The sequence below is a fragment of the Pseudomonas pseudonitroreducens genome, from assembly GCF_021603645.1.
In the GTDB taxonomy this organism is placed as follows: domain Bacteria; phylum Pseudomonadota; class Gammaproteobacteria; order Pseudomonadales; family Pseudomonadaceae; genus Pseudomonas; species Pseudomonas pseudonitroreducens.
The window spans coordinates 1-23,454 of record NZ_BQHJ01000017.1 but is presented as its reverse complement, the minus strand read 5'-3'; the positions used below and the strand labels follow the sequence as shown (position 1 = coordinate 23,454).

Sequence of the window (23,454 nt, the reverse complement as noted above, 5' to 3'; positions counted from 1 at the left end):
GCCATCAATGGGCTCCTTTGCCCGTGACCTCACGATATTTGATATTCGCGTCTTCCTTGCTGCTCGTGATGACTTGAATAAATCCACCAGGCGGGACGACGGTGATGACCCGAGTTCCTTTCTCCGTTACCACCTCGAACTCCATCGGACGATCTTCGTTATTCGTTGCAGTCCACAGCGTGGCTTTGCCGTCGGGCCTATCTACTAGGTCGATCTTCACTTCTTCTTTGGTCATCAGTTGTACCTCTGAGCTGAGTCTACGGCGTTGGCAATCTGGCGCCCTATCCTTGCCCCGCTGGACCTTTGTTCCTTAGTCGAACTGCCAGGAGGAAGGGCCACGGTAACGTTGATATTTCGGTCACCATTGTTATTGGTGGTCTGGGACACCCCTTCTTGGAACCTGTTGAGAGTCGCATCGAGTTTCCCAGAGCGCAGTGCCTCCAGGTTCTCCTTGCCTATGCGATTAGTCGAACTTGCGTCGAATACAAATTCCTGGCCGTGGACAATGCCGGCAATCGCGTTACGCGCCTGGGCGCCTGTCCAGCCGCCACTAGCAAAGCCAGGGAGTAGTTCTCCGAGGTCTGAGAGACCGCCGCCGCCATCGCTTGCAGAAGCTGCCCCGGCACCGCCGCCGAAGAAACCCGCGATACCAGTGATCGTCTTCACGACTAGAGCTTTTGCTGCGATCTCAACGAGGGCTTGGATGATCGCGTTAGAGAGGTCAGAAATGACCGCCTGGGCGCCTTGGCTGAAGCTCTCAGTTCCCTGCAGGATGTCCACGAAATTCTGCGAAATGGATGAAGACGTGGTGTCCAGGATCGAGGTGATTGCGTTAGCAGCCTGCTGGCTATGGTCGGAGGCGCTATCGACATAGTTCTGAAAGGCGTCGTTTACGCCGTTCATCCAATCGTCTTGGATCTTGTCCAATTGCTCGTAATGATTTTCCTGAATCTGCAGGCGTTGATTCAGTGCGTTCTGTAGGTCCTTGGTGTTCTGGTCATACTGCTCCTTGCTGATGTCGCCAGATTGATAGCGCTCGGCCAAGTCAGAGAGCTTCTCTGCGTAGGTCTGGCGAATCTGAAGACTTTCTCTGAGACGATCACGTGCTTTGTCTCCAAGTCCAGCGCCGGATATATCGATATCGAGAGCTGCTGCGGCTGTATCGTTCTCCTTGGAAAGCCCGGCTCGGTATGCGGCAGCCTTAGCCGCGTCCTCGTTGGCCTGTTTCAACTTCTGCAGACGGTCGAGTTCCGCGGCCAGGCCGTTGAGGCGCTCCTGCTGCTGGGCATTGATGCCCTTCAGCTTACCTGACTCGATTTCAAACTGGAGCTTTGCGACTTCGGTGGCATCCTTTCGCTTGTCCACCTCGGTGTTGATCAGAGCGATCTGCCGCTCGTAGCCCGTCTCGGCCTGGTCGAACTGATTCTGGAGAGCCTTGGCGGCCTGCTCTGCGGCTTTCTGGCTGGCCTTCTGCTCATCGGTGACGGCGGTGAAGGTGCCGGGCTTGCTGGCGCGATTCCTGAGATCGTCCATCATCTTGGAGATTTCCAAGATCTTGTTGGATGACTTCTCCGAGACAGGCTTGTCGAAGCTCTGCAGGAGGTTGCCGTAGCCCTGGGCGGCAGCGTCGATCTTCACCCCGGCCTGCTCCAGGACATTCTTCACGTCGTCGAAGTTGTCGAAAGTGCGATAGAAGCGCGCCGGCGGTACCCATTTCTCCCACCAGTTCGCCCCCTTCATCGACGCCGTATCGACATCGGACAGGGTCTTGATGCCCAGGTACAGCAGGTGGATGCCGGCCACAGCGCCAAGCGCCCACTTGCCCAGCATCTGGAAGCTATTAGACAGATCCTCTGCCACCACCTTTGCGAGCAGGCCGTTCGCCGAAGTGTCATTCAGACCCTCGATGAATTTGCTCAGGACAGGCAATAGACCTTTCGCGACCTGGTTCTTAAGGCCAGTGGCGTTCTGTTCTATCAGCCATACGGCGGCGCTCAAGCGATTGGCCGCGTCGATAGTCTCCTTGTCCATGATTGCCCCAGCCTGCTCAGCGGCATCACCGAGGGTCTTGAAACCCTTCGAGCCGTCACGCAGCAGAGGGAGCAGCGCTGTCGCATCGCTGGCGATCGCTTCCATGTAGAAGGTCATGTCGGCTTGGCTGACGTTCGCCTTCTCCAGGCTCTGGACGTAAAGGCCCAATGCCTGCGGTCCCGACAGATTCCGGAAGTCATCAGCGGTGACGCCAACCTTCGGGGCGATGTTGGTGAAGAAGTCGGCGAGCGCACCGCCGCCAGTGTTCAGGAAGTCGCCGACCTTGTCGTTCACATCCTTGAAGATGTCGGCGAGCTTTTCCTGTTCAATGCCCACCACCTTTGCACCAGCCGCGTACTTCTGGAATTCGGTGGTGCTGGTGTTGGCCACGCTGGAGAGATTCGAAATCTCTTTCGCTGAGTTGATGGCGCCGACGGTGATCGCACCCAGCGCAGTTACCCCAGCAGCAATGCCTGCGCCGATTGCTACCCCGGCGGCTTTGGCGTTCTTCTCGACCTCCTTCCGCCATTTCGCCGAGCTGCGCTCGGCTTTATCCATGCCGGACACGAATCCGCCGACTTGGGCAATCAAATCAAGAGTAAGGGTGCCGAGGCTCTGTGATGCCATTTTCTATACCTTCCAACTTGTGAAGAGTTGCCTGCCACCGTGCCGGCGATATCGCGCTTGAAGTCGCTCGTAGGAGGGATTGCACGCGCAGGCTGTCGCGGTTGTTCTGGACACTCACGACTTGTCCGTTGAGGTCGGTGCTAGTGGATCTGCTGTGGCTCGAGCCTGAGCGTCATCAAGTACGGAGCCGGATCGCCCTTCAGCACCACGATGATCAGTTGATCTGGCTCTACCTTCAGAACTCGAACTTCTCCCACTTCCTCGCTGACCTGGGCCAGGCGCCCGGCCAGTTCGGGGTGAATGGGAAGCTGCTTCATGTGCGCTAGATACGACTCGGGAAGCTCGGCCAAAAGTTGCAGGAGGCGATCACCGGAGGCCTCGAAGAACTCTCTCATCAGGTCGCTCATGGGCGGCGCCCCTTACCCTGGTGCTGGACTTCATCGCGGAGTGCTGCAGACGAGATTTCGAAGGCTCGACGCATGTCGTCGAAGGTGCCGTAGTCGTCGAGCTCTTCGTCTTCGTAGTTCGCGCGAGCAGCGATCATTGCGAGCTTCTGGAAGAGACGACCATCCAGCCAGTCGGCGTTCTGACCGATGATCCTGCCCATGGCGAAGATGACTTCGTTGCAGTTCTGATTAGAGCTCATCGCTGCGCCCCCTTGGCCGAGAGCTGCCAATCAGGCGCGGCTTCGTCGGGCGCCTTGTCGGTGGCCTTCACCGCTGTCCAGAGGCTGCCCTTGTGGGTCACACAATCACCGCGGCGGTAATCCATGGCGCGTTGCCAGGTACCGCAATACTTAAGGCCTCGCTCTTCAATCGCATCGGCCTTCATGGATAGATCCTTCAGCTCACTTTCGAGGACTTCGATGCGGCCAATAGCACGTGCGAGGTGGGCAGAGAGAATGCCGACGGCGGCAGTCACATAGGAGGCGTCCTTGAGCCCTTCCTTCCGGAATTGCTCAGCCTCTTCGCCGATTCGCTTAATCATTCTCTCGGCAAGGGGGCGATAGTCGCTCATCAGACACCCCACTGAACGCCGGACAGCCACGCAACCGAGCCAGCCCGTGCGACTTCCCAGTTCAGGAAGCGCTCGGCCAGGGCGGATGTGAGGTTGTTCTGCCAGAGCGAAAGGTACCCAGTGCCACCTTGCCCATCGTCCACCTGGATGGTGGTGATATTGGACTGAAGGATGTCGACACCTTCATCCGTCAGGAGGATGCCTGCCGGATCGATCAGCGCCACCAGAGCGCCGCTGGAGTCTCTCGGTACCGAGTCGCTGGTCACCACTGGGACGCCGAACAGTTCACCACCTCGCACAGTCAGACTGGTCTCGCCAAGCGACGCTTGCATCATCGACAGCTCAAGAGCCGTCTCTGGGTGCATTGCAATCACCGCGGTTTCGAGCGAACCGTCGAAAGCAGCAAAGAGTGCGCGGATATCTGCTCGAACGGCATCCGCATCGGTGCCGGATGACGGAATTGGGGCGACTCCGTTTGTGATCGAAGCAGGAGAATCGACGCCACCGGCACTGGTTGGATCCAAGAAGGAAAGGCCTTCAAGAGCGGCGATTGGATTCACCAGGTCGTTGCTCACCGCGGATTCGAAAGCGGCGCCTTGGCCTTCAAGGAGTTCGTTGGTCAGCACCAGGAGCCCGGTGATCTTTTTCGAAATGAGACGCTTCTGCTCGAAGGCTGTGTGAGTGACCCTCTTCGGCTGGCCCTGGGCAGTCCAGTAAGCAACCGGTCTCTCAGTTTGCGCCAGCACGCGGGTCTCCGCAGGGATTGCGCGGAAGGGAGAGATCGCGTTGATTTTGCCGATCAGGGAGCGGGTTTGAACGAGCTCGATGAATGCGCGCCCAGCGGAGCGGAAGTCAGGATCAGCATGGAGATCGCCGGTGGTGACAACGGCCTTCTCCAGCAGGCGAACCACGGCGTTGGAATGGCCGTAAAGGTTTTTGCTCACTGACAAAGCGGTCTGGGGATTTCCGCGGTTAGCCAGAAGCGCCTTGGTGAATTGAGAAAGGACTAGCTCGCGCATGGGGTTCTCCAGGAAAAGTTGCTGGAGAAATGGTCGCTTCCTTGCGACCTCGGAACCATGCCGAGATTTCCGCCTATTCTGCGAAAACCGGCGTTTTCCGGGTTATCCGTGACCGTATGTCCTTTCGATCTCCACGGCGAGGTCGCGAAGCCGGTAAAGGCGGCGATTTCCGAGGCGCCGATGAGGCAACTGGCAGATGCCTTCGCTTACCTGCTTCCGCAGCGTGTCGCCGCTCGAGTACCCCAGCAGATCAGCAGCATCGTTCTCGCTCACTGCGTGATCACCAGAGAGGCGAATCTCGCGCTCACGACAGGTCTCCAGCAACAACCTAGTGGTGGCCTCGATGCGCTCCTCAATCGAATCGCTCATCAGCACCACCCCGCTGCCAGTTTGCTGGTTTTCCGCATACTGGCTTGCTGGTTTTCCGCAACCAAGGATTCGAATGGCACTAACGCAGTGGGCGTTACCCCACCGACGGCTTGAGTAGACCTGCGACCAAGACGAAAAGTACTGCCCACCAAACGTACACGCTTCGTGACCGAGCGTGGTGGAAACGCCTCAGTGAGACCAAAACGTCTCACTGTGTTGATTTCTACACACTGGAGCGGGTCATCCTGGAGCTGAACTCGCTCCAGGACCGGGTAAGCCTGCGCCGCCCCACATGCCGCGCCGGCATTGGACGACGTCACCACCCTTCTCTGCCCGCTTACGACTACCCGGGCCAGGTCGGACAAAAATCCGAGGTCGGAAATTTTGCGCCGAAGGGCCGCGCGCACTTTTGAGCACCTTTTGGAGCTGCAGAACAGGTAGATCAACAGAGCTACATCCCAGGCTGCGCCTGGTATATCTAAGAAGGACTTCGAAAATCGAAGTAAGTGAATACCCGTGGTCGGTTCGATTTTAGAATCGATGAGCATGGTTTTCATGCTGCTCTATGCCTCCATCGCTTCGATTTTCGAACTGAGTCGGTTCGATTTTCGAAGTGGGTGATTTGATAATTCGAGGCTGAATTTCCGCGGAGCCGTAGTGGTCGGCGACACCTCGATCTTTTCATCGCAGGGATCGATAGGACGCCAGGTGATCGCGTACAAGGCGCAGCAACCACCAGGCTTGATGAACCTTCCTTCCCGGGTGCGGATGATCAGATCGCAGTCCATCAGCTCCTTGATGGATGCGGCCAGAGTGGAGGAGCTACGAACTCCCCACTCCCGTGCCTGGCCCATCGAGGCGCTGAGGTCGCCGTTGTTCGCGCCACGGTACTGCCGGAGCAAGCCCAGCAGTACCTTGAGCGCGCCACCGGAGAGCGACCGGAAGTCTTCGCTGTCCATCACCGCATGAGGAATGGCAGCGAAGGTCCCGGACTCTCGGCGGCCTTTCGACCTGGCGAGAGATCGGGCCATTTAGAACGGGACCAGCGCCGGAGTGCCGGGAACCCTTTTATATCCAAGGCGCTCCCGGGTCCGCAGCTCACGCTCTCGCGAACGCCTAACAGCAGCTTGTGAAACCTTGCTGCCTACGAACTCCATCCGCTCGTTCGTCGTTAGCATCCACTCCGTAACATTCTCGTACTGCCCGGTTCCGCGTTGACCCTTGAAAACTTTCTTCTTGGGTACGAAAGATTCGATGAGGAATAGGCATTCGCTGACGTGCTGCTCGATTTCCTTTCCGTGCTCGCTAAGGGGAAGCGGCTCGCCGGGGCGGATCACATTCCAGGCATAGCGATCCGCAAGAACTTCGTTGACCATCGTCATCCAGCGCTCGCAACGCTTACGGATTTGCGTGTTCTCGATATCCGAAGTGGCATAGGTCTCGAAGTTGTCGACTCGATGGCCAATCTCGTGCTGCAGAATGAACGGATAAATCTCGTGGTCCTCGAGTGCTGACCAGTCAAGCTCTGGGCGAATGGCACCCCTGAAATCCTCAGTTTTCACCGAAGCGGCGAGAGTGATCCCCGCTATTTCGTCGTAGCGAACAACATCGCAAGATGCGTCGATAAAGACCGAGCGGGCCATCCGGTTGAACATCCCCCAGTTGTTGCCCAGCTCACGGTAAGTAGCAATATCGAGGTAGCTGCCGCTTTCCTTCGCTTGCCTGGCGTAATCCCGATATTGGCGGCGACCAAGTCGAAGAGTGGTATCGGTCTTCATTGCTCGCCTCCTTCCTGCTCAAGCTCAGCCGCTTCACAGAGGTCATATCCAGCGGACAGGACAAAGGCAGAGATGGCCAGCACGGCGTGGTTCAACCCATCAACGTCTTTCTCTTCGAGATTGTGCTTGGAGTTGTCAGCAGTCAGCAGATTGCCCAGCGTCTCCAGAGCAATACCGGCGCAGACAAGTTCGTTGCCGACACGGCCAGACAGGCGAGTGAGACTATGCATGGCTCACCTCCTGAGCTTCCAGGGCGCGAGCACGAGTCATGGCTTCGTTGTAACGAGCCAAGCGGACAGACAGAGAGGAATCGGCGTGGAGTGCGGCCAGGGCGCAGGCGCGATGGTAGGCGGCCCGAGCTTTGGACGGATTGAGGGTGAGGATGCGACGCTTGGTCATGGAAAGATCTCCAATGCTGGATGACTTTCCGCTCGTCTGACGCCAATCAGGGAGAGCGGAGCCGTGCGGCGTTGGCGTACCGGGCATTGGAACCGGCGCATCCGAAGATGCCACCACACGGCCCCACCCATAGAGGTGCTGCCATGCTGCGGACACAAAAAAACCGCTCTGAGGCGGTGTGTCCGCCAATGCTTCCGGGACGCCAATCCCGACTGCCGAATGTGCGGCAGCGAGATGACTATAGGGCCAGGTCGAGAGGTTCGCAAGCGTCATGCTGCCACCCCGCGATTGCTGGTCATCATCGACAGGGCACGCTGGGCACGTGCGCGATCCGATTCGGGGATGCTGTACCGCTTTACGTCGCAGGCCTTGCCCCAACGGGTGGGTACACGCTCAGGCAGGGCCTGGAAGTGGATGCCCCAGTCGTGCTTCAGGGCGCTGATGGTCGAGTTCAGGCAGTGATCGCCAAGGCGCTCGGCTTCGAAACGATTGAGAGAGCCGCCGGCGACCAGGTAGGCAAGGATCCTGCTGACCTTGGTGGGAGCGTTAGCGACTGTGATAGTATTACGTTGCGAATTTTGAGGGCTGGCCTGTTGGTCGGCCTTTTTTTTGTTCATTAGGCGGCCACCCCGCGAGCTTCAGCAATGCGCTGTTCGCACCAGGCAACCACCTCGGATTCGATCCAAACAACCGACTTTGGACCGAGATGAATTTGAGTAGGGAATGTCCCTGCAGAGATGCGCCGATATACCTCAGTGGTACTCAGCGCCGTGAGATTCAGGACCTCATTGAGCTTAATGAATCGGCGGTCCTGTTTGCTGCTGGCTGGTTTTGCCATCGTCTGCGCCTCCTTGGGCGATTTGGGGAACGATGGCGATAAAGCTACGGAAGCCCTGACTTCAGGGCTTTCTAAGGTTTTAAGGGATTTTTAGAACTCAGCGACCCAGGCTGTTCTTCCAGCGGTAGTAAGCTGCTCGAGCAGTCTCAAAAGATACGGCGTTCTTGTCGGCAGCGCTCTGGATCGCGTTAACAACTACGGCGTTTTCTAAGTTGAGCGAGTTCGAAACATCGCAGAATATCTGCAGGTCTCGGTCATCTCTCCATGGACGGATTGCATTCCCTGGCCGCCCTGGCAGTGGAATTTCATCGATCCAGTCCCCCCCCATTAAGACCTTACTGAACGCGTCAGCGAGCCGATCCATCACCCACTGCTCTACCTCTTCACCTGCATATACTCGCGTAATGAATCGATCGATGATGGAGGCGTAAAAGAGTTCGTGGTCGACGCCGGTCCCAGTGCCATTTCGTATCCTATAAAAAAGGTCATCCAGATCATCCTTGGCAGTGGGTTCCCAATTCCAAAGAAGCTTTCGCGGGTTTTCATCGTCGGGTATGAGTTGCCAACGCTCACTTCCAGATTCAGACATGCCAACCCTCCTCTAGGTGTTTTTTGAGCTATCGAGCTTCGAGCACAACTGAACGATCTCGTCTGCCCACGCCTGCATCATTCCACGACGCTGCTCGAGGTACTGAGCGTGGTTGTAGGTATCGCGGATTTCATCTTTGTCGCTGTGCGCAAGCTGACGCTCAATCCAATCACGGTTATAGCCACGGCTGTTCAGCTCAGTGCTGAGCAAGTGGCGGAACCCGTGGCCGGTTTGTCTTCCGGCATAACCGATCGTGCTCAAAGCTTTGTTCACTGTGTTCTCGCTCAGTGGGCGGCTAGTGTTGGCCTTGCCCGCAAACGCCAAGACATAACGTCCCGTGATTGCATGCTGAGCGCGCAGCAGCTCTACCGCCTGGGTGGGCAGCGGAATAATGTGAGGACGGCGGGCCTTCATACGAGCAGCCGGCACCGTCCAAACCGCAGCATCCAAGTCGAACTCACTCCAGGGTGCTTGGCGTAACTCACCCGGACGTGCGCCGGTGAGGAGCAGTAAGCGAATGGCGATCTTGGTGGAAACATCGCAAGAAGCACTGGAGAGTAAATCCAGTAGCTCTGGGATTTCAGCGAGCGGGATGTGCGGGTGATGCCTCGCCGGAGGCGTATGCGCCGCCACCACATCAAGATCAGTTGCAGGATTCGTTTCGACAACTCCGCGGGCCAGACCGAACCTGAAAATCTGGTTCAACCACTGGCGGACCTTGCCGGCGACGTTCATTGCCCCGCGACCCTCCACCCTCCTCACCAGATCGACCAAATCAGGCCTGCTGATCTCTGTAACGGGGCGCTTGCCAATTGCGGGGATGATGTCCTTATCGAGGTACGCCCGAGCTTTCTGCACGGTGGCTTCCGCCCAGCGAGGCGCGCTGTAAGCGTGCCACTCGTCGGCAAGCATTTCGAAGGTGTAGGTGGCAGCCTCAAGCGCACGCTTCTGAGCTTGTTTGTGGTGAGAGGGGTCAACCCCCGAAGCGACCTGCGATCGCGCCGTATCGCGCAGCTCTCGCGCCCTGGCCAGGGTTATCGACGGATAGGCGCCGAGACTGATCATCTTGGGCTTGCCGGCAAAGCGATAACGAAAGCGCCATAGTTTGCTTCCGTTGGGCGTGATCTCAAGGCTCAAGCCCAGCGTGTCTGAGACGCGGTAGAGCTTTTCCCTTGGCTTAGCTGTGCGAGCAGCGGTATCTGTAAGCGGCACGGCGCGCTCCAGGTGCCACGTGCGGCGCCGCTTCGAACGCCGCACGTGAGTAGAACGATGAGAAAGATAGATCCTTACTCACAAATCTACTCACAAAGCTCCGGGCTTTCAACGAAACGGTCGGGTCTTTTGGGCACAAAAAAGCCGGGGAAAACCCCGGCTAGTCTGGATCTCCGTGACGTCTTGGAAACGCTCGGAAAGAATAAGTGGTGCCCGGAGCCGGACTCGAACCGGCACGCCCAAAGGGCGAGAGATTTTAAGTCTCCTGCGTCTACCGATTTCGCCATCCGGGCGGCAGCGCGTTGCAGTGTTTCCGGGGTAAGCCCGGAAAGGGCAGGACTATATACAGCCCTACTCTCCCCGCGCAAGCTGCTGAAGCTCGCAGTTCCTGCAGCGGGCAGTTAAAGAAAAAGCCCTGTAAATCTTCGATTTACAGGGCTTTTCTATTGGAGGCTGAGGTCGGAATCGAACCGGCGTTCACGGATTTGCAATCCGGTGCATAACCACTCTGCTACTCAGCCATGACACGGATGACTCAAGGCGAATCATCAAAATCTGGAGCGGGAAACGAGACTCGAACTCGCGACCCCGACCTTGGCAAGGTCGTGCTCTACCAACTGAGCTATTCCCGCGTTGTCGTGTTGACGGGCGCCATTCTAACGATTTGGAAATGCCTGTCAACTCCTTGATTCAAAAAAACTTATTTCTCTTTCGGGGTCGTGTTCAGGTGCGGCCAGGCCGCCAGCAGATAGTGCAGCATCGACCACAGGGTAAGGATCGCGGCAACGATCAGCAGCGCATAGCCAATCAGGACCCAGAACGTCATCAGCGGCGGATTGGCCAGGAGAATCACCAGCGCCAGCATCTGCGCCGCGGTCTTCCACTTGCCCAGGCTGGAAACGGCGACATGCGCCCTCGCCCCGATCTCGGCCATCCACTCGCGCAACGCCGATACCACGATTTCGCGCCCGATGATGATAGCGGCGGGAAGCGTCAGCCACAGGTTCGCATGCTCCTCCACCAGCAGCACCAGCGCAGTGGCGACCATCAGCTTGTCCGCCACCGGGTCGAGGAAGGCCCCGAACGGCGTGCTCTGCCCCAATCGGCGCGCCAGGTAGCCGTCCAGCCAGTCAGTCGCGGCGGCAAGCGCGAATACGGCGCTGGCAGCCAGGTGGCTGGCCGGGAACGGGAGATAGAACAACAGGATGAAGATCGGAATGAGCAGAACGCGGAGCAGTGTGAGCAGGTTCGGGATATTCATCGGGTCGGAAGGTCTTCGAGTTGAGCCGGCATTCTACTCGCTGTGCAGGGCAGCATAAATCTGCTCTGCCAGCTTTTTGCTGATACCGGGGGCTTTGGCAATTTCATCGATACTGGCTCTGCCCAGTTCCTGCAACCCGCCGAAATGCTTGAGCAGGTCACGGCGGCGCTTGGGCCCGACGCCAGCGACGTCTTCTAGTGTCGAGGTGCGCCGGGCCTTGCCGCGCCGGGCGCGGTGGCCGGTGATTGCAAAGCGGTGTGCCTCGTCACGGATCTGCTGGATCAGATGCAGCGCGGGCGAGTCGGCGGGCAAGGTGAATTCGTGCTCGGCGTCGTTGAGGTAGAGCGTTTCAAGCCCAGGCTTGCGGGTGACACCCTTGGCTACGCCCAGCAAGGTCAGGCCGACCACAGCCAGTTCCTGCAGCACTTCCTGAGCCATCGCCAACTGTCCCTTGCCGCCGTCCACCAGGAGGATGTCGGGCATCTTGCCCTCGCCCTCTTTCAGGCGACTGAAACGACGGGTCAGCGCCTGGTGCATGGCAGCATAATCGTCGCCACCGGTAATGCCTTCGATATTGAAGCGGCGATAGTCCGACTTCAGCGCACCTTCCGGGCCGAAGACCACACAGGAAGCCACTGTCGCTTCGCCGCTGGAGTGGCTGATGTCGAAGCACTCGAGGCGCTGCGGCGCCTCGGGCAGATCCAGCGCCTCACCCAGCGCATCGAAGCGCGCAGCCATATGCTGGCGGTTGGCTAGACGCGCCGCCAGAGCCTGCTCGGCATTGGTCACTGCCAGCTGCTGCCAGCGCGCACGTGTGCCACGCACCCGCGGGGTGATTTCCAGCAGGCGACCTCGGGACTCCTCGATAGCCGCGGCGAGGATCGGGTAGTCCTCATGCACGGCATTGACGATCAGTTCATTCGGCAGGTCGCGCTCGTGGTGGCTGAGGTAGTACTGCCCAAGGAAGGCCAGCAGGACATCCCCCACCTCTTCTTCGATCGCCACCTGCGGGAAGAAATTCTTGCTGCCCAGCACTCGCCCGCCACGCACGCTGATCAGGTGCACGCAAGCTCCACCAGGCGTTACGATGGCTGCCACCACATCCACGTTGCCGGTGCCGAACTCCATGCTCTGCTGGTCCTGCACACGGCGCAGGATCTGAACCTGGTCGCGTAGCTCGGCGGCCTTTTCGAAGTCCAGGCGCATCGCCGCCTGCTCCATGCTGGTGGACAACTCCTCGGCCAGTACGTTACTGCGCCCCTCGAGGAACATGATCGAGTGGCGCACGTCCTCGGCGTATTCCTCTTCGCTCACCAGCCCGACGCATGGTGCCTTGCAGCGCTTGATCTGGTACTGCAGGCAGGGACGCGTGCGGTTGCGGTAGTAGCTGTCCTCGCACTGCCGCACGAAGAAGGCCTTCTGCAGCAGCGCGAGGCTTTCGCGAATCGCCCCGGCGCTCGGGTACGGGCCGAAATAACGCCCCTTGGCCTTCTTTGCGCCACGATGGATGGTCAGACGCGGGTACTGATCCTCGCTCGACAGGAAGACGTAGGGGTACGACTTATCGTCGCGCAGCAGGATGTTGTAAGGCGGGCGCCACTCCTTGATCAGCGTCTGCTCCAGCAGCAGCGCCTCGGTCTCGTTGCCGGTGATGGTGGTCTCGACCTGGGCGATCTTCGCCACCAGCGCGGCCGTCTTCGGCGCCAGGCCGGACTTGCGGAAATAACTGGAGAGACGCTTCTTGAGGTCTTTCGCCTTGCCGACATACAGCAGCTTGGCGTCTGCGTCGAACATGCGATAAACGCCCGGCCGCCCGCTGCAGGTCGCCAGGAAGGCCGCCGAATCGAACGGTTGCACCATGATCAGTTGCTGGCGTCGACCATGCCGTGCCGGACAGCCAGCAGCGCCAGTTCGACGTCACTGGTGATCGAGAGCTTCTCGAAGATACGGTAGCGGTAGGTATTCACGGTCTTGGGCGAGAGGCACAGCTTGTCCGAGATGCTCTGCACCTTGTGGCAGTTGGCGATCATCAGTGCGATCTGGATTTCACGCTCGGAAAGTGTGTCGAACGGCGATGCATTCCGCTCCGGCTCGAAGGATTTCAATGCCAGGTTCTGCGCGATCTGCGGGCTGATGTAGCGCTGGCCGGCAAACACCTGGCGAATCGCCTGGACCATCTCGTCGAGGGCCGCGCCCTTGGTGAGGTAACCAGCCGCGCCGGCTTGCATCAGGCGAGTGGGGAACGGATCCTCTTCGCACACCGTCACCACCACGACGCGGACGTCCGGCTGGCTGCGCAGCAGCTTGCGGGTGGCTTCGAGGCCGCCAATGCCGGGCATCTTCACATCCATCAGGACGACATCGGGCTTGAGCTCACGAGCCAGTTGCAGCCCTCGCTCGCCGGAGTCGGCCTGCCCGACAACCTGCAGGCCGTCGATATCAGCCAGCATGCGGGTAATTCCGGTGCGCACCAGATCGTGATCATCGACCACCAGCACCTTAATCACGCAGCACCCCTTGAGCAGAATGGAATGACGAGCCTCGCAAAAGAAGCCCCGAACAATTGCCGAACCTTAACAGAAAGCGGCTCTACGACCTAGCTTGGAAGCCGTTCGCCAAAATGCAAGCGCCAGAGAAATGCAGCACAGGCGGAATAAATGCTGACAGATGCTCGCTGGCACGTCTAGGACGGCCGTACCGGAGAGTTCCCGCTCTGGAAATATCGATGGCAATGATGCAGGCGTATTGCCGCTGCGCTATCGATCATGCGCTCAGTCAGCGCTGCTGCCAGCGGACTCGCATCCACCGCCCGAATCCGTATCCGCACTGCCACAGTCAGCGTGATTGCCTCTGCGGAACGCGTCGCTATCGCCAGTTGCGACAGATGCGCTGATTAAGTCGTAGCTGGAACCGCCCCCCTGGTGCTTGCCTACGGCTCGCCGTGCTTTGCGTAACGCCAGCCATGCGGTACCGGCGACCAGCAGGATTCCCCAGAGGATTAGTGCAGCCGTCACCGTCGGGCTCCTTGTCGGCAGGCCTCAGGCCTCGACGGCATCCAGCAGTGCCCAGGGCTTGTAGCCAGCGCTGCGCGCTGCTTTCTCCGCCTCCAGGATGGCTTCGGTGCGACTCAGCGAGCGCGAGCGATGCTCGAAACGAAATGCGGGCCCACTATCGCCACGCACACTGAGAACGATCAGGTACCCCCGCATGGGGTTGCTGACTTCTCGAGTGGTTTTGATTTTTTTCGGAGCAACGCCCAGCGCTTCGCGCATCTGCCGCTCGAGATCTTCGACTTGATTCATTCAGGATTTTCCGGAGGTTGGTACTTGAAGTTTAACTGAGCGGATCAATGTCCTACAGAATCATCTATCGGGATGATCAGCCTTTTCTGACGTTGTTCAACTTGTACAAGGCAATCGCAATCTGCGCGATACGTGATTGGGCGAAAGGCCAAGACGAGGCATTTCCTCCGACAGAAACGCGAAAGCCCCGCAGTGCGGGGCTTTCAACGTTGTAATGGTGGCGGAAGCGTAGAGATTCGAACTCTAGGACAGTTGCCCGTCGACGGTTTTCAAGACCATCATACAAATCCCGCAAAGGTGCTGCGCTCAGCCGTGAAAGCATTCCGATTCTAACAGGAAATAAACCCTATACGAGACCCGATATTACTGAGGTCGCGAAATACCTTCTGGAACTGATTTTCGCCCCTTCTCGTCCGCTCTGAGCACCCTGTCCACCTCCCTTACTGTCACCTGATTCGTTCGACATACCAATGACATGAAATTATCGATGATCAGCGACGCCTGCTGAAGTCGCGCTGTACGACAAAGTTGCCTTCCTCTACCGCACTGACGATCACTACCACTACTTACTTGCACAGGCTGACGAGGCCTGCCAGTTCGGGCTGCTCTCCCTCTCAGAGCGGCAGGCGAAGGTCACCCACGCGCTCGGCGCCTACTCGTTGAATGCCGAGCACAACACCACAAGGGAGCTTCACTGGTGCCTGGCTTGCTACTACCATGTCCTGGTTGATGGTGAGGTGGTCGGGACGATCTGGACCGAAGGGCACTATCAGGACCTGCAGAGGGACCTGCTGGGCCGCTTCGACGTGGTGGACCTGCCGAGTCGAAGACACGCCATGGTGCTGAGGCGCGCCGTGACCTTCGACCGCAAAGTCGACTCGGTGGTCGTCGCCGGCACCCTCAAGAAGCCGATGGCGAAGAAACCTGACTGGCTGCAGGCGGTCTGGATCGAAGCCGGGCACACCTTCGGTGGGGATCACCAGAAAGCAGCCTGATTCTCAACATGGGTGCCGCACCGTGGCCAGCACTACGAGCCATCCTTCTTCGAATGCAAGATCAACTGGTACCGCACATCGACACTTCTAAAAAGTCAGAATATGACGACTCAATAGCAGACTAATCCCCGTGAAAAAGGCCGCGCTAGAGGCGCCGAGCATAGCGAGTCCTATACAAATGCACTGCATTAGCTGATAGCATGTGGCTATAACAGGAACAGAGGAACGCTGTAGGTTTCTTTTCGTTCTGGAACGAACCGGCTGATTAAGTTCTAAAGTTCACACCCGGCTCGCTCAGTCTTCGCCGGCTGCGGTTGCTACGCCCCGGCGTGTTCAGGAGTTTTAAGATGAGCACTGTTTGCAGAAACAGCATGGAAGATGCCCTTGAGGCGCTTGAGGGTCTCCAAACCATCCTACAAGGTCTGAGACCTGTACCCCGCAAAGCACAGCCCGAGCGACTAGCGCTATTCCCGCCCTCCACCATCTCCCTAGAGGCGCTGCCCGCCAAACTCTACGCCGCCGTCGAACGCCTGCCGAAGGTCGCCGCCTGCGCCTTGCTCACCGCCGCCAATGAACTGAGCGACAGCGCCAACATACTGGAGCTGGAGTATCGCGCTGGCGCCGCGCAGGGTCGGATACTTGCGTCCATTGAACGTGACGAACTGCGCGAAGATGAATACCGCGCGCTGAGCGACTGGATTTTCAGCCTGACACTGCAGCACTCACTGGTGCTTAAGGAGCAACCGTGAGCGACGGTAACGCTGATCTGACCGCCACAGCTCTGTCCGCTCTAGTTGCACTGGGTGTCGGCCCACAGGCTAAGTCGCGGCGCCTGACCGCGGTCTTCAATGCCCTTCGCACACCTGTCGCCACCCCCGCGCCAAGGCCTGGCCGAATCGATGGCCTAGACGACTACCGCGCGAAACGCGGCTAGGCCACTGCCGGGTCGGCGAGCAGTCCTTGACTCACTTACAAGACCCTCTGTCAGTTCGTTCGACGAAGACTAGGCTGCGCGCGTGTCAGCCTGCTTACTGATCGGCAGACCATATGGCCACTACAACACCCGAGAGCAGAATAGGTCGCCGCGGGTATCCAAAGGACGCGCAGCCGGCAAGCCGTGCAGGCGAGTCCAGCATTGGCAGTGCCTCCATTACCACGCCATCCGCTGCATGCGCGGCGCTCTACCATTTGCTACAGCTTTTGCCGTTGAGTAAATCCACGGGCAGCAAGACTGTATTCATGATGCGATGGACCTGACCTACATCACTGGCCAGCGCCCTGCCGACGCCCTGGTAATGCGTCGCGACGACATCAAGGACGACTACCTACTGGTGAAGCAGGCCAAGACCACAAAGAAGCTACGCATCCCGTTCCGCAACATCCGTGGCCAGTTGATCAAGCAAATATCCGCGCGCCGCATTGGCCACCTGCGCCCCAACCTGATCACCGGCACTACCAGCCAGCATGTTGCACCACCGCTGGGACAACCGCGCAACCAGGCAAGAGCGGCTGCGGCCGCGATCGAGGCCAGCGACGAGTATTTGGCGAAGCGGATTAGTGAATTCGTGCTTCGCAACAGCCGCCCCAAGGCCGCATCGGAAATTGCCGACATTCGAGAGGCATCCGCCCTACGCGGTCACTCCAATAAGCGGATAACCGAAACTGGTCTGTCCCGGGCTGAGTGGACACTGACTTTAGGTGGATAATGTCCACCGCAAGGAGTGTTCATGACCCAGACCAGACGACGTTTTCCCGAATCCTTCAAACGCGAGGCGGTAGACCAGGTACTTGCCGGCACGCCGCTTCGTCATGTGGCCGAGACGCTCGGCATCGCTGAAAGCCTGCTGGGCAAATGGAAGCGCCAGTACGAGCAGCAAGGTGACGATGCCTTTCCGGGCAACGGCAAGCAGCGTGGTGAGAGCGCGGAGTTGCGTCGTCTACGCCAGCAACTGGCTCAGGTCACCATGGAGCGCGATGTTTTAAAAAAGGCGCTCGCCATCTTCTCGCAACCCACGAAGTGAAGTTCCGCGCCATCGAGGCGTTGGCTGGTCGCTATCCCGTAGCGCCAATGTGCCGGCTGCTGCGGGTATCCCGCAGCGGCTTCTATGCCTGGCAGCAGCGGCCACCTTCGGCGAGAGAGATGGCGAATCGGCGTCTGAGCAAGGAGATCCGCACCATTCACCACGAGGTGAATGGGATCTATGGCCATCGCCGAATCAAGGCCGAGTTGGCGGCTATGGGGCATGCTTGTGGTCGACACCGGGTTGCTCGACTGATGCGCGAAGCCGGTCTGCGCGTTCGCTCGCGCAAGCGCTGGCGGCTGGTTTCCAGCAGTCGTCATGCTCTGCCGATTGCCCCGAACCACCTGGATCGCCAGTTCGCCTCGGATCGCGCCAATCGACACTGGGTCTCGGACATGACCTACGTGCGGACGGCCCAAGGTTGGCTGTATCTGGCAGTCGTGCTCGATCTCTATTCACGAGCAGTCGTCGGTTGGGCGATGCACCACCGCATGCAGCAGGCCTTGGTACACGCCGCCCTGGAGATGGCCATTGCACGCCGACAGCCGAAAGAAGAAGTGCTGCTGCACTCGGATCGAGGCAGCCAATACTGCGCGTACGACTACCAGGCCTTACTTCGACGACATCGAATCGTGCCCAGCCATTCACGTCCCGGGAACTGCTGGGACAACGCCGCGATGGAGAGTTTCTTCCGTTCGCTGAAGGCTGAGCGGGTGTACCTGACGCGCTATGCCAGCTACCACGAGGCGAAAACCGACCTGTTCGACTACATCCGCTTTTACAATCACCGTCGCCGCCACTCGACGCTGGGCTATCTCAGCCCGATGGAGTTTGAGCGGCGCTATGCGAGCAGTAACTCTTAACTACCTGTCCATCAGCTCCGGGACAGACCAGTCTGGTCTGGGTCATGAACACTCCTTGCGGTGGACATTATCCACCTAAAGTCAGTGTCCACTCAGCCCGGGACAGACCATTGATCGTGCCGGCCCTCGGCTAGCTCGATCAGAGACGTAGGCACATACGCACCAATTAGCATCACCACAAGCTTCAACAAGCTAAACATCGCGCTCCTCCCTGAAGGCAGGGCGCAAATGTATCAGGGCCTTTTTTCGATAGCACTCCTCCGCGGCGCCCACCGGCGCATAGCCGCGCGCTGGAGTGCTGCCCAAAGGAAGCCACCACCCAGACGAGGTGATCGCCATGCAACAGCTGAACATTCACCCGGCGCTGGCCCAGCTCCTGGTCCAGTCCGCCGCCGCCCGCGCTGCCTTCGAAGAGCGCCGCACCATCGTGGTCGAGAAGCCGGCCTACCAGATCCGCCCGACTGGTCGCGGCTTCTTCCACATCATCGACTCCGCCACCGACAAAGTCGCCGGGTTCCGCCGTGATTACCGAGAGGCGATTGCGCGCGCTGAACAGCTGACCATCCGCAAGCGCGATGACATCGGGGCGGAAGGGTGATGGCCAAGTCCCAGAAGGAACGCAGCAAGGCCGCAGCCGAGAAGCGCCAGCGCCTGGACGAGACGGAGCTTCGCCACCGGGTGCGCCGCGGTACCCGCTCCATGCTGGAGAACCTGATGCGCTGGCATGGCATCGAGGAGCAGGCCGAAGCGATACAACTGCTGATCATGCATGCCCATGACCTGGGTCCGGATGGTTCAGCTCCACTCCTCGCCATTCCGCGCCACGATTTCACGCCATCCGGTTTCGTGGCGCGAAAGCTCGAAAGGCTCGGGCGGCAAGAGGCAGCTCGGCTTGATGCGCAGGAGCTCTAGTCAACCTGCTGCAGTTACGCGGTAGCGGAGACATGCTTCGCGCGATGCCAAATGGCTACTATGCGACAGGTTCACATAGGCAGAGGATCGGCCATGCAAAACAGGGAACAGGTTCAACCGTCGTTGCCGCAGTTGCTCCAGATGACCGCAAAGGCCCGTGCTGACTTCGCTCGACGCCGTCGGACCACTGCGCCTACATCTGCTAACGCCCAACCACAAAGCGGAGCAGAATCAAGGCACGCGTAATATCCGCCCCTCATGGATCTCGTTCACGAAGACCTCCAGAGTGTCGGCGTCCTGCTCCAGCTGGCCGGCCATCTCGCGAAGCTCGCGAGCCAGCGCCGGGAACCTGTTGGCGAACAACCCCAGCCGGTCCGCGGTTCCGGCGTTGTTGAATGACGCTGTACGGAGCGCCGTGAGCAACTGCCTTTCGGCGTTGTTCAATCCAACACCTGGATGCTTCCGCCCTGGGTGCGTTCCGCCAACGTCCTGAGCTTCTCCGCATCGTCCTTCAGCAGCGCGATCACGTCAGCGATGTTCGCCGCATACCCGGCCGGCAGCTCGTGCATGGCCTGGTCGAGCACCAGCGCAATCGATTCGCTGCGAAACGCCAGCTCAGCGAAAGTCACCCGCAACTGTTGAGTCGAGTAGTCCAATGGCATCGCAACCTCCTTAGGAGTGGTGGCGCTCACACCAGTGAGTGGCCATTTCGATTCCATGGTGCCTTGCATCAGCAAAGCATTCCCATGGCCCTGTGGCTGAGCAAACAATCTGGTCAGAAACCCTTACCAGCACTTCGCGTGGCACCAGATCACCAGGGGCGCCCCACTCAAACTCAATGAGTGTCTTTGCCCCACTCGGGTGGACGTAGCTGATCGGACCTGGCCTATCCGTAATCAGGTGCATGTCAGCGCCCTCGACCGTCCCGAATCCAGATATCAGCAATAGCCCATCCGGGCGCTCATTTCCATTTCACGACTCGCCATCCGCTGCACTCGCGGCGCGGCGGCGCTCTACCTGGAGAAACCATGATTCAGTCACCGGTCATCCGCTACCACGGAGGGAAGTTCAGGCTCGCGCCTTGGGTGATCAGTCACTTTCCGCCTCACCTCTGCTACGTCGAGCCTTTCGGCGGAGCAGCAGGTGTGCTGGTTCAGAAGGAGCGCGCTTACGCCGAGGTCTACAACGACCTGGACGGCGACATCGTCAACCTGTTCCGCGTGCTCCAGCTCGAGGAAACGCGTGAGCGCCTGACTCGACTGCTGGTGCTCACACCCTATGCACGCGGCGAGTTCGAGCGCGCATGGGAGCCGACCACCGACACGGTTGAACAGGCGCGCCGGACGATCATTCGCGCGCAGATGGGCTTCGGCTCAGCCGGCGCCACCAAGGGCCGCACCGGGTTTCGCATCGACACCAAGCGCCAGTACGGCACCGCCCAGGCGCTGTGGCAGGAGTACCCGGAACAGGTGGCGGAGATCGGACAGCGCCTGCAGGGCGTCCTGATCGAGAACCGGCCGGCGGTAGAAGTCATGAGGGCGCACGACGGGCCGGAGACTTTGCACTACGTCGATCCGCCCTACGTCTTCGCCACCAGGCACGCCAGCGCCAGCAGTCGGCAGTACTACCGGCACGAGATGGACGACGGGCAGCACCGCGACCTTCTGGACAAACTGCTCGAGCTGGAAGGAATGGTCGTGCTTTCCGGCTACTCCAGCGAGATCTACCAGCGCCGCCTGGCCGGCTGGTCCATGAACACAACCAACGCGCGCATCAGCGCAGCTCGCGGAACAGCCGTTCGGGAAGAGTGCCTCTGGCTGAACCCGGCCTGCATGCGCGCGCTGAGCCAGATGGGCCTCGACTTCGGCGAGTGCGACATCTTCAACGACACCAAAGAGCCGGCAGCATAACCGTTACTCCGGAAAGTACTCAGCCAGCGCAGAAATGACCAGATCAACATGCTCCTGCTTTGCGAAACCGACTCTTGGCCACTTGTGCCTGGGATCTATGTTGACGGGCTGCCCCGTTGCACAACGCAGGCTCTCCAAGAACGCCTTTGCCTCCGTGGTGGTCCGTCCAGCGCGCGCCGCCAATCCATTGATCTCAAATGCCAATTCAGCAAGGTTTCCAGACGCAAGGTTCTTGGAGTAAAGCGTTACGTGTCCCTTCACATCATTCGTACAGCGAACACCGTTACCGCTGTCCCATCGCTGCATCTTGCCGTAGATGGATTCCAGGCGCTCCTGCGCCGTGCTAAATACGCCCACTGACCCTCTCCTTGATGCGGCCTCGTGCCGGCCATCCAATTTAGTTGATGCAAGACTCAGCTTTTTTCAGTGCTAGCCCTACACCAAAGATCATCATCTCGTAATCGTTGGTGTTGCGATCATCCACAGTGCGCAAGACATCAACGCTATCCGCTAGTTCGGCGAGTCCAGCCTTGAACTCTTCGCAACTCATAGCGCTCATTTCCTTCCTGGCTTCTGCTTTTTCTTTCGCCAACGCATCCCAGTCAATCTCGGCGGAGGCAGTCGAGGAAAACAGGGCAAAGGCAAGCAATACGAAGGTGGGCTTCATCCATCTCTCCTTGATTGGGACCATACCGATCATTCCGAACCTACCGGAAAGAGCGGCCAAGAGCCACTACTCAGGGCACTCTCGTTCCAGGTACCCTTGGCGCCTCTCCATGGCGCCAAGGACAGCACATGACCTCCCCCTTCCGGATCGCATTCGAAATCGGCCAGATCTACGATCGTCGCTCGGACATCCATGGGCCCTTTGGCGGAAGCAAGCAGAGCGGCATCGCGCCCTCACTGCAGGCGCCTGCGATCTTCCTGTTCACTGGAGACAGCGGCGAGCAGTACGGGTACAGCGATCGCTTCGATGAATACGGAGTGTTCCACTACTCAGGGGAAGGCCAGGTTGGCGACATGAAAATGACGGGAGGTAACAAGGCGGTCCTACAACACGCCCAGTCAGGGCGGTCGCTCCACCTTTTCAAGGCACTAGGGAAGAAGGCAGGAAAGAGCCTCGGGCAGCGCTACATGGGAGAGTTTGTCTGCGCCGACCATCACTGGAGTGACGGCCTAGATCGAGAAGGCAACATGCGCAAGATCGTGCGGTTCAGCCTCGTTCCGGTAGGTCGAGTAATCGAGGGGGGCGTCGAGGATGAGGTGCAGGCAGCCCTTCCGAGCTCCGTGGCCGCGGCTCGTGAGCTGGCACTTAAAGCAGTCGTGTCCAGTGAAGACACCAGCCAGGGCAGCGCGATTCGGAACATCTACTTTCGCAGCGCTCACGTGAAGAACTATGTACTACTGCGCGCGGCGGGTATCTGCGAATCCTGCGAGAAACCCGCCCCCTTCATCAGGAAAGATGGCAGGGCATATTTGGAACCCCACCACATCAATCGGCTGTCCGATGGCGGGCTCGATCATCCTCTGTACGTCGGAGCCGTGTGCCCAGCCTGCCATCGCGAGATCCACTACGGGATCGACGGCGCAAAGAAGAATGAGCAGCTTCGTGCGCACGTGGCAGGCCTGGAGAAAGCGCTTACGAAGAGTTTCGCTTGAGGTAGCTACGGGAACAGCAAGGCTATTCCCGTGGTGCGGTGGATTGGGAAACGCCTGCTTGAACAGATAAGCCACTCAGCCAGGCCGGTTTGACAGCGAACCCAAGAACCACACCCGCATGGCTTGAAACTACTCATCAACCTCAGTGCCAGTGAAATAGCTCGAACGCTTGTCGCGGATGTGGATGCTCCACAAGTCCTCATTAGTGCCAGTCGATAGCTTGATCTTGTCGTGATGGCTGCATACAAACCGAACACGATCTTCGGTGAGGTTGTTGTAACTGGCGATCGCTCGCGTTGAACGAAACGGCTCTTTTTCCTTATCCGAGTTTTTCAAAAGCCAGGAGTACACACGCCTGGAATCCCTGCAATTACGCCACGTCGCAAAGCTCCCCTGAACCAAGAGGATAACGATACCGGCCGCAGCACCTCCGACGCCTCCCCCGACGCTCGTTGAGATTATGTCATCCAACAGTTTTGGGTCCATCCAGCCTCCTTGATCCGGCCCCATGCCGGGCCATCCGAACCCAATGTCATCAACTTTGGAAATTATCCATAAATATCATATAATTAGCGCTCAAATCAGTGCATGGGAGAAGCCCTTTTGACTACCTATACCGCATCGCTTGACACCGCCAGCCAAACCCTGGCTT

General features: G+C 58.9%; 34 protein-coding genes and 3 tRNA genes. 9 read left to right on the top strand and 28 right to left on the bottom strand.

Going from position 1 to position 23,454, the window contains the following annotated elements; genetic code table 11:
* Positions 1-4 precede the first annotated feature (4 nt).
* The 23 genes from L6D89_RS30285 to L6D89_RS30175 form a co-directional block, all read right to left on the bottom strand.
* Positions 5-235 carry a hypothetical protein gene (locus L6D89_RS30285; RefSeq protein WP_236202108.1) on the bottom strand — a complete coding sequence of 77 codons (231 nt, stop codon included), beginning with the start codon at positions 233-235 and terminating at the stop codon, positions 5-7.
* Positions 235-2,658, bottom strand: a complete 2,424-nt coding sequence (locus L6D89_RS30280; RefSeq protein ID WP_236202107.1) for a phage tail tape measure protein — start codon at positions 2,656-2,658, stop codon at positions 235-237. Before L6D89_RS30280 ends, L6D89_RS30285 begins: the two co-directional genes overlap by 1 nt.
* A 140-nt stretch (positions 2,659-2,798) precedes the next feature.
* Positions 2,799-3,065: a hypothetical protein gene (locus tag L6D89_RS30275; RefSeq protein ID WP_236202106.1), complete on the bottom strand. Its 267-nt coding sequence runs from the start codon at positions 3,063-3,065 to the stop codon at positions 2,799-2,801.
* Positions 3,062-3,304 carry a hypothetical protein gene (locus tag L6D89_RS30270; RefSeq protein WP_236202105.1) on the bottom strand — a complete coding sequence of 81 codons (243 nt, stop codon included), beginning with the start codon at positions 3,302-3,304 and terminating at the stop codon, positions 3,062-3,064. The genes L6D89_RS30275 and L6D89_RS30270 overlap by 4 nt, the downstream gene beginning before the upstream one ends.
* Positions 3,301-3,675, bottom strand: coding sequence for a hypothetical protein (locus L6D89_RS30265; RefSeq protein ID WP_236202104.1), 375 nt, complete (start codon positions 3,673-3,675; stop codon positions 3,301-3,303). Before L6D89_RS30265 ends, L6D89_RS30270 begins: the two co-directional genes overlap by 4 nt.
* On the bottom strand, positions 3,675-4,694 hold the full coding sequence (locus tag L6D89_RS30260) for a phage major capsid protein (RefSeq protein WP_236202103.1): 1,020 nt from the start codon (positions 4,692-4,694) through the stop codon (positions 3,675-3,677). The genes L6D89_RS30265 and L6D89_RS30260 overlap by 1 nt, the downstream gene beginning before the upstream one ends.
* Positions 4,695-4,796: 102 nt before the next feature.
* Positions 4,797-5,063 carry a hypothetical protein gene (locus L6D89_RS30255; RefSeq protein WP_205337968.1) on the bottom strand — a complete coding sequence of 89 codons (267 nt, stop codon included), beginning with the start codon at positions 5,061-5,063 and terminating at the stop codon, positions 4,797-4,799.
* Positions 5,063-5,620: a hypothetical protein gene (locus L6D89_RS30250; protein ID WP_236202102.1), complete on the bottom strand. Its 558-nt coding sequence runs from the start codon at positions 5,618-5,620 to the stop codon at positions 5,063-5,065. Before L6D89_RS30250 ends, L6D89_RS30255 begins: the two co-directional genes overlap by 1 nt.
* A gap of 6 nt (positions 5,621-5,626) precedes the next feature.
* Positions 5,627-6,022 (bottom strand): hypothetical protein, encoded by a 396-nt coding sequence (locus L6D89_RS30245; RefSeq protein WP_236202101.1) that lies wholly within the window; start codon positions 6,020-6,022, stop codon positions 5,627-5,629.
* 72 nt (positions 6,023-6,094) lie between these two features.
* Entirely contained in the window at positions 6,095-6,841 is a 747-nt protein-coding gene (locus tag L6D89_RS30240) for a hypothetical protein (protein ID WP_236202100.1), read from the bottom strand.
* Entirely contained in the window at positions 6,838-7,071 is a 234-nt protein-coding gene (locus tag L6D89_RS30235; protein WP_236202099.1) for a hypothetical protein, read from the bottom strand. The genes L6D89_RS30240 and L6D89_RS30235 overlap by 4 nt, the downstream gene beginning before the upstream one ends.
* Positions 7,064-7,240, bottom strand: coding sequence for a hypothetical protein (locus tag L6D89_RS30230; RefSeq protein WP_236202195.1), 177 nt, complete (start codon positions 7,238-7,240; stop codon positions 7,064-7,066). The genes L6D89_RS30235 and L6D89_RS30230 overlap by 8 nt, the downstream gene beginning before the upstream one ends.
* Before the next feature lie 269 nt (positions 7,241-7,509).
* A complete protein-coding gene (locus tag L6D89_RS30225; RefSeq protein WP_236202098.1) occupies positions 7,510-7,857 on the bottom strand; it encodes a hypothetical protein in 348 nt (115 codons plus the stop codon).
* Complete coding sequence (locus L6D89_RS30220; protein WP_138526877.1) at positions 7,857-8,078, bottom strand: helix-turn-helix transcriptional regulator; 222 nt, start codon at positions 8,076-8,078, stop codon at positions 7,857-7,859. The genes L6D89_RS30225 and L6D89_RS30220 overlap by 1 nt, the downstream gene beginning before the upstream one ends.
* 97 nt (positions 8,079-8,175) lie before the next feature.
* Complete coding sequence (locus L6D89_RS30215; protein ID WP_236202097.1) at positions 8,176-8,667, bottom strand: hypothetical protein; 492 nt, start codon at positions 8,665-8,667, stop codon at positions 8,176-8,178.
* Positions 8,668-8,679: 12 nt separating this feature from the next.
* The gene (locus tag L6D89_RS30210; protein ID WP_236202096.1) at positions 8,680-9,879 is read right to left on the bottom strand and encodes a tyrosine-type recombinase/integrase; all 1,200 of its coding nucleotides are present in this window, start codon (positions 9,877-9,879) and stop codon (positions 8,680-8,682) included.
* A 207-nt stretch (positions 9,880-10,086) separates the two neighbouring features.
* Positions 10,087-10,172: transfer RNA gene (locus tag L6D89_RS30205), tRNA-Leu, on the bottom strand.
* A 154-nt stretch (positions 10,173-10,326) separates the two neighbouring features.
* A tRNA-Cys gene (locus L6D89_RS30200) sits at positions 10,327-10,400 on the bottom strand.
* 35 nt (positions 10,401-10,435) lie between these two features.
* Positions 10,436-10,511 (bottom strand) — tRNA-Gly (locus L6D89_RS30195).
* A gap of 68 nt (positions 10,512-10,579) precedes the next feature.
* Complete coding sequence (pgsA, locus tag L6D89_RS30190) at positions 10,580-11,140, bottom strand: CDP-diacylglycerol--glycerol-3-phosphate 3-phosphatidyltransferase (RefSeq protein WP_236202095.1); 561 nt, start codon at positions 11,138-11,140, stop codon at positions 10,580-10,582.
* 33 nt (positions 11,141-11,173) lie between these two features.
* A complete protein-coding gene (uvrC, locus tag L6D89_RS30185) occupies positions 11,174-13,000 on the bottom strand; it encodes an excinuclease ABC subunit UvrC (RefSeq protein ID WP_236202094.1) in 1,827 nt (608 codons plus the stop codon).
* A 2-nt stretch (positions 13,001-13,002) separates the two neighbouring features.
* Complete coding sequence (gene gacA / locus L6D89_RS30180; protein ID WP_017517075.1) at positions 13,003-13,647, bottom strand: response regulator transcription factor GacA; 645 nt, start codon at positions 13,645-13,647, stop codon at positions 13,003-13,005.
* A 531-nt stretch (positions 13,648-14,178) separates the two neighbouring features.
* Positions 14,179-14,442 carry a hypothetical protein gene (locus L6D89_RS30175; RefSeq protein ID WP_236202093.1) on the bottom strand — a complete coding sequence of 88 codons (264 nt, stop codon included), beginning with the start codon at positions 14,440-14,442 and terminating at the stop codon, positions 14,179-14,181.
* A 659-nt stretch (positions 14,443-15,101) separates the two neighbouring features.
* On the opposite strand from L6D89_RS30175, the gene L6D89_RS30170 reads away from it, so the two are divergent.
* From L6D89_RS30170 to L6D89_RS30140, 7 genes are all read left to right on the top strand, one after another.
* Positions 15,102-15,437: a hypothetical protein gene (locus L6D89_RS30170; protein WP_236202092.1), complete on the top strand. Its 336-nt coding sequence runs from the start codon at positions 15,102-15,104 to the stop codon at positions 15,435-15,437.
* Positions 15,438-15,784: 347 nt separating this feature from the next.
* Positions 15,785-16,186 (top strand): hypothetical protein, encoded by a 402-nt coding sequence (locus tag L6D89_RS30165; RefSeq protein WP_236202091.1) that lies wholly within the window; start codon positions 15,785-15,787, stop codon positions 16,184-16,186.
* 498 nt (positions 16,187-16,684) lie between these two features.
* Complete coding sequence (locus tag L6D89_RS30160) at positions 16,685-17,143, top strand: tyrosine-type recombinase/integrase (protein WP_236202090.1); 459 nt, start codon at positions 16,685-16,687, stop codon at positions 17,141-17,143.
* Between the two features lie 21 nt (positions 17,144-17,164).
* A complete protein-coding gene (locus tag L6D89_RS30155; protein ID WP_033974343.1) occupies positions 17,165-17,458 on the top strand; it encodes an IS3 family transposase in 294 nt (97 codons plus the stop codon).
* The gene (locus tag L6D89_RS30150; protein ID WP_169939643.1) at positions 17,455-18,321 is read left to right on the top strand and encodes an IS3 family transposase; all 867 of its coding nucleotides are present in this window, start codon (positions 17,455-17,457) and stop codon (positions 18,319-18,321) included. Before L6D89_RS30155 ends, L6D89_RS30150 begins: the two co-directional genes overlap by 4 nt.
* Before the next feature lie 337 nt (positions 18,322-18,658).
* A complete protein-coding gene (locus L6D89_RS30145) occupies positions 18,659-18,919 on the top strand; it encodes a hypothetical protein (RefSeq protein ID WP_236202089.1) in 261 nt (86 codons plus the stop codon).
* A complete protein-coding gene (locus tag L6D89_RS30140; RefSeq protein ID WP_236202088.1) occupies positions 18,919-19,233 on the top strand; it encodes a hypothetical protein in 315 nt (104 codons plus the stop codon). The genes L6D89_RS30145 and L6D89_RS30140 overlap by 1 nt, the downstream gene beginning before the upstream one ends.
* Positions 19,234-19,464: 231 nt before the next feature.
* Here L6D89_RS30140 and L6D89_RS30135 read toward each other — a convergent pair whose 3' ends face one another.
* Positions 19,465-19,677 (bottom strand): hypothetical protein, encoded by a 213-nt coding sequence (locus tag L6D89_RS30135; RefSeq protein WP_236202087.1) that lies wholly within the window; start codon positions 19,675-19,677, stop codon positions 19,465-19,467.
* A complete protein-coding gene (locus tag L6D89_RS30130) occupies positions 19,674-19,964 on the bottom strand; it encodes a hypothetical protein (RefSeq protein ID WP_236202086.1) in 291 nt (96 codons plus the stop codon). The genes L6D89_RS30135 and L6D89_RS30130 overlap by 4 nt, the downstream gene beginning before the upstream one ends.
* Positions 19,965-20,261: 297 nt before the next feature.
* Between L6D89_RS30130 and L6D89_RS30125 the strand changes: the two genes are divergently transcribed.
* A complete protein-coding gene (locus L6D89_RS30125) occupies positions 20,262-21,143 on the top strand; it encodes a DNA adenine methylase (protein WP_236202085.1) in 882 nt (293 codons plus the stop codon).
* Between the two features lie 3 nt (positions 21,144-21,146).
* Here L6D89_RS30125 and L6D89_RS30120 read toward each other — a convergent pair whose 3' ends face one another.
* The gene (locus L6D89_RS30120) at positions 21,147-21,500 is read right to left on the bottom strand and encodes a hypothetical protein (protein WP_236202084.1); all 354 of its coding nucleotides are present in this window, start codon (positions 21,498-21,500) and stop codon (positions 21,147-21,149) included.
* Positions 21,501-21,540: 40 nt separating this feature from the next.
* Entirely contained in the window at positions 21,541-21,810 is a 270-nt protein-coding gene (locus L6D89_RS30115; RefSeq protein WP_236202083.1) for a hypothetical protein, read from the bottom strand.
* A 128-nt stretch (positions 21,811-21,938) separates the two neighbouring features.
* Here L6D89_RS30115 and L6D89_RS30110 point away from each other — a divergent pair, with 128 nt between their 5' ends.
* Complete coding sequence (locus L6D89_RS30110; protein ID WP_236202082.1) at positions 21,939-22,802, top strand: HNH endonuclease; 864 nt, start codon at positions 21,939-21,941, stop codon at positions 22,800-22,802.
* A 129-nt stretch (positions 22,803-22,931) separates the two neighbouring features.
* Here L6D89_RS30110 and L6D89_RS30105 read toward each other — a convergent pair whose 3' ends face one another.
* A complete protein-coding gene (locus L6D89_RS30105) occupies positions 22,932-23,288 on the bottom strand; it encodes a hypothetical protein (protein ID WP_236202081.1) in 357 nt (118 codons plus the stop codon).
* Between the last annotated feature and the right edge of the window lie 166 nt (positions 23,289-23,454).

Bases quoted from the DNA above. Each gene is read 5' to 3' on its own strand.
- L6D89_RS30140 (WP_236202088.1), top strand. From the start codon at position 18,919: ATGGCCAAGTCCCAGAAGGAACGCAGCAAGGCCGCAGCCGAGAAGCGC.
- pgsA (WP_236202095.1), bottom strand. From the start codon at position 11,140: ATGAATATCCCGAACCTGCTCACACTGCTCCGCGTTCTGCTCATTCCG.
- L6D89_RS30165 (WP_236202091.1), top strand. From the start codon at position 15,785: ATGAGCACTGTTTGCAGAAACAGCATGGAAGATGCCCTTGAGGCGCTT.
- L6D89_RS30160 (WP_236202090.1), top strand. From the start codon at position 16,685: ATGGACCTGACCTACATCACTGGCCAGCGCCCTGCCGACGCCCTGGTA.
- L6D89_RS30255 (WP_205337968.1), bottom strand. From the start codon at position 5,063: ATGAGCGATTCGATTGAGGAGCGCATCGAGGCCACCACTAGGTTGTTG.
- L6D89_RS30265 (WP_236202104.1), bottom strand. From the start codon at position 3,675: ATGAGCGACTATCGCCCCCTTGCCGAGAGAATGATTAAGCGAATCGGC.
- L6D89_RS30235 (WP_236202099.1), bottom strand. From the start codon at position 7,071: ATGCATAGTCTCACTCGCCTGTCTGGCCGTGTCGGCAACGAACTTGTC.
- L6D89_RS30215 (WP_236202097.1), bottom strand. From the start codon at position 8,667: ATGTCTGAATCTGGAAGTGAGCGTTGGCAACTCATACCCGACGATGAA.
- L6D89_RS30220 (WP_138526877.1), bottom strand. From the start codon at position 8,078: ATGGCAAAACCAGCCAGCAGCAAACAGGACCGCCGATTCATTAAGCTC.
- L6D89_RS30130 (WP_236202086.1), bottom strand. From the start codon at position 19,964: ATGCAAGGCACCATGGAATCGAAATGGCCACTCACTGGTGTGAGCGCC.
- L6D89_RS30230 (WP_236202195.1), bottom strand. From the start codon at position 7,240: ATGACCAAGCGTCGCATCCTCACCCTCAATCCGTCCAAAGCTCGGGCC.
- L6D89_RS30240 (WP_236202100.1), bottom strand. From the start codon at position 6,841: ATGAAGACCGATACCACTCTTCGACTTGGTCGCCGCCAATATCGGGAT.
- L6D89_RS30110 (WP_236202082.1), top strand. From the start codon at position 21,939: ATGACCTCCCCCTTCCGGATCGCATTCGAAATCGGCCAGATCTACGAT.
- L6D89_RS30250 (WP_236202102.1), bottom strand. From the start codon at position 5,620: ATGAAAACCATGCTCATCGATTCTAAAATCGAACCGACCACGGGTATT.
- L6D89_RS30225 (WP_236202098.1), bottom strand. From the start codon at position 7,857: ATGAACAAAAAAAAGGCCGACCAACAGGCCAGCCCTCAAAATTCGCAA.
- L6D89_RS30105 (WP_236202081.1), bottom strand. From the start codon at position 23,288: ATGGACCCAAAACTGTTGGATGACATAATCTCAACGAGCGTCGGGGGA.
- L6D89_RS30280 (WP_236202107.1), bottom strand. From the start codon at position 2,658: ATGGCATCACAGAGCCTCGGCACCCTTACTCTTGATTTGATTGCCCAA.
- uvrC (WP_236202094.1), bottom strand. From the start codon at position 13,000: ATGGTGCAACCGTTCGATTCGGCGGCCTTCCTGGCGACCTGCAGCGGG.
- L6D89_RS30145 (WP_236202089.1), top strand. From the start codon at position 18,659: ATGCAACAGCTGAACATTCACCCGGCGCTGGCCCAGCTCCTGGTCCAG.
- L6D89_RS30245 (WP_236202101.1), bottom strand. From the start codon at position 6,022: ATGGACAGCGAAGACTTCCGGTCGCTCTCCGGTGGCGCGCTCAAGGTA.
- L6D89_RS30260 (WP_236202103.1), bottom strand. From the start codon at position 4,694: ATGCGCGAGCTAGTCCTTTCTCAATTCACCAAGGCGCTTCTGGCTAAC.
- L6D89_RS30175 (WP_236202093.1), bottom strand. From the start codon at position 14,442: ATGAATCAAGTCGAAGATCTCGAGCGGCAGATGCGCGAAGCGCTGGGC.
- L6D89_RS30125 (WP_236202085.1), top strand. From the start codon at position 20,262: ATGATTCAGTCACCGGTCATCCGCTACCACGGAGGGAAGTTCAGGCTC.
- L6D89_RS30275 (WP_236202106.1), bottom strand. From the start codon at position 3,065: ATGAGCGACCTGATGAGAGAGTTCTTCGAGGCCTCCGGTGATCGCCTC.
- L6D89_RS30155 (WP_033974343.1), top strand. From the start codon at position 17,165: ATGACCCAGACCAGACGACGTTTTCCCGAATCCTTCAAACGCGAGGCG.
- L6D89_RS30285 (WP_236202108.1), bottom strand. From the start codon at position 235: ATGACCAAAGAAGAAGTGAAGATCGACCTAGTAGATAGGCCCGACGGC.
- L6D89_RS30270 (WP_236202105.1), bottom strand. From the start codon at position 3,304: ATGAGCTCTAATCAGAACTGCAACGAAGTCATCTTCGCCATGGGCAGG.
- L6D89_RS30115 (WP_236202083.1), bottom strand. From the start codon at position 21,810: ATGAAGCCCACCTTCGTATTGCTTGCCTTTGCCCTGTTTTCCTCGACT.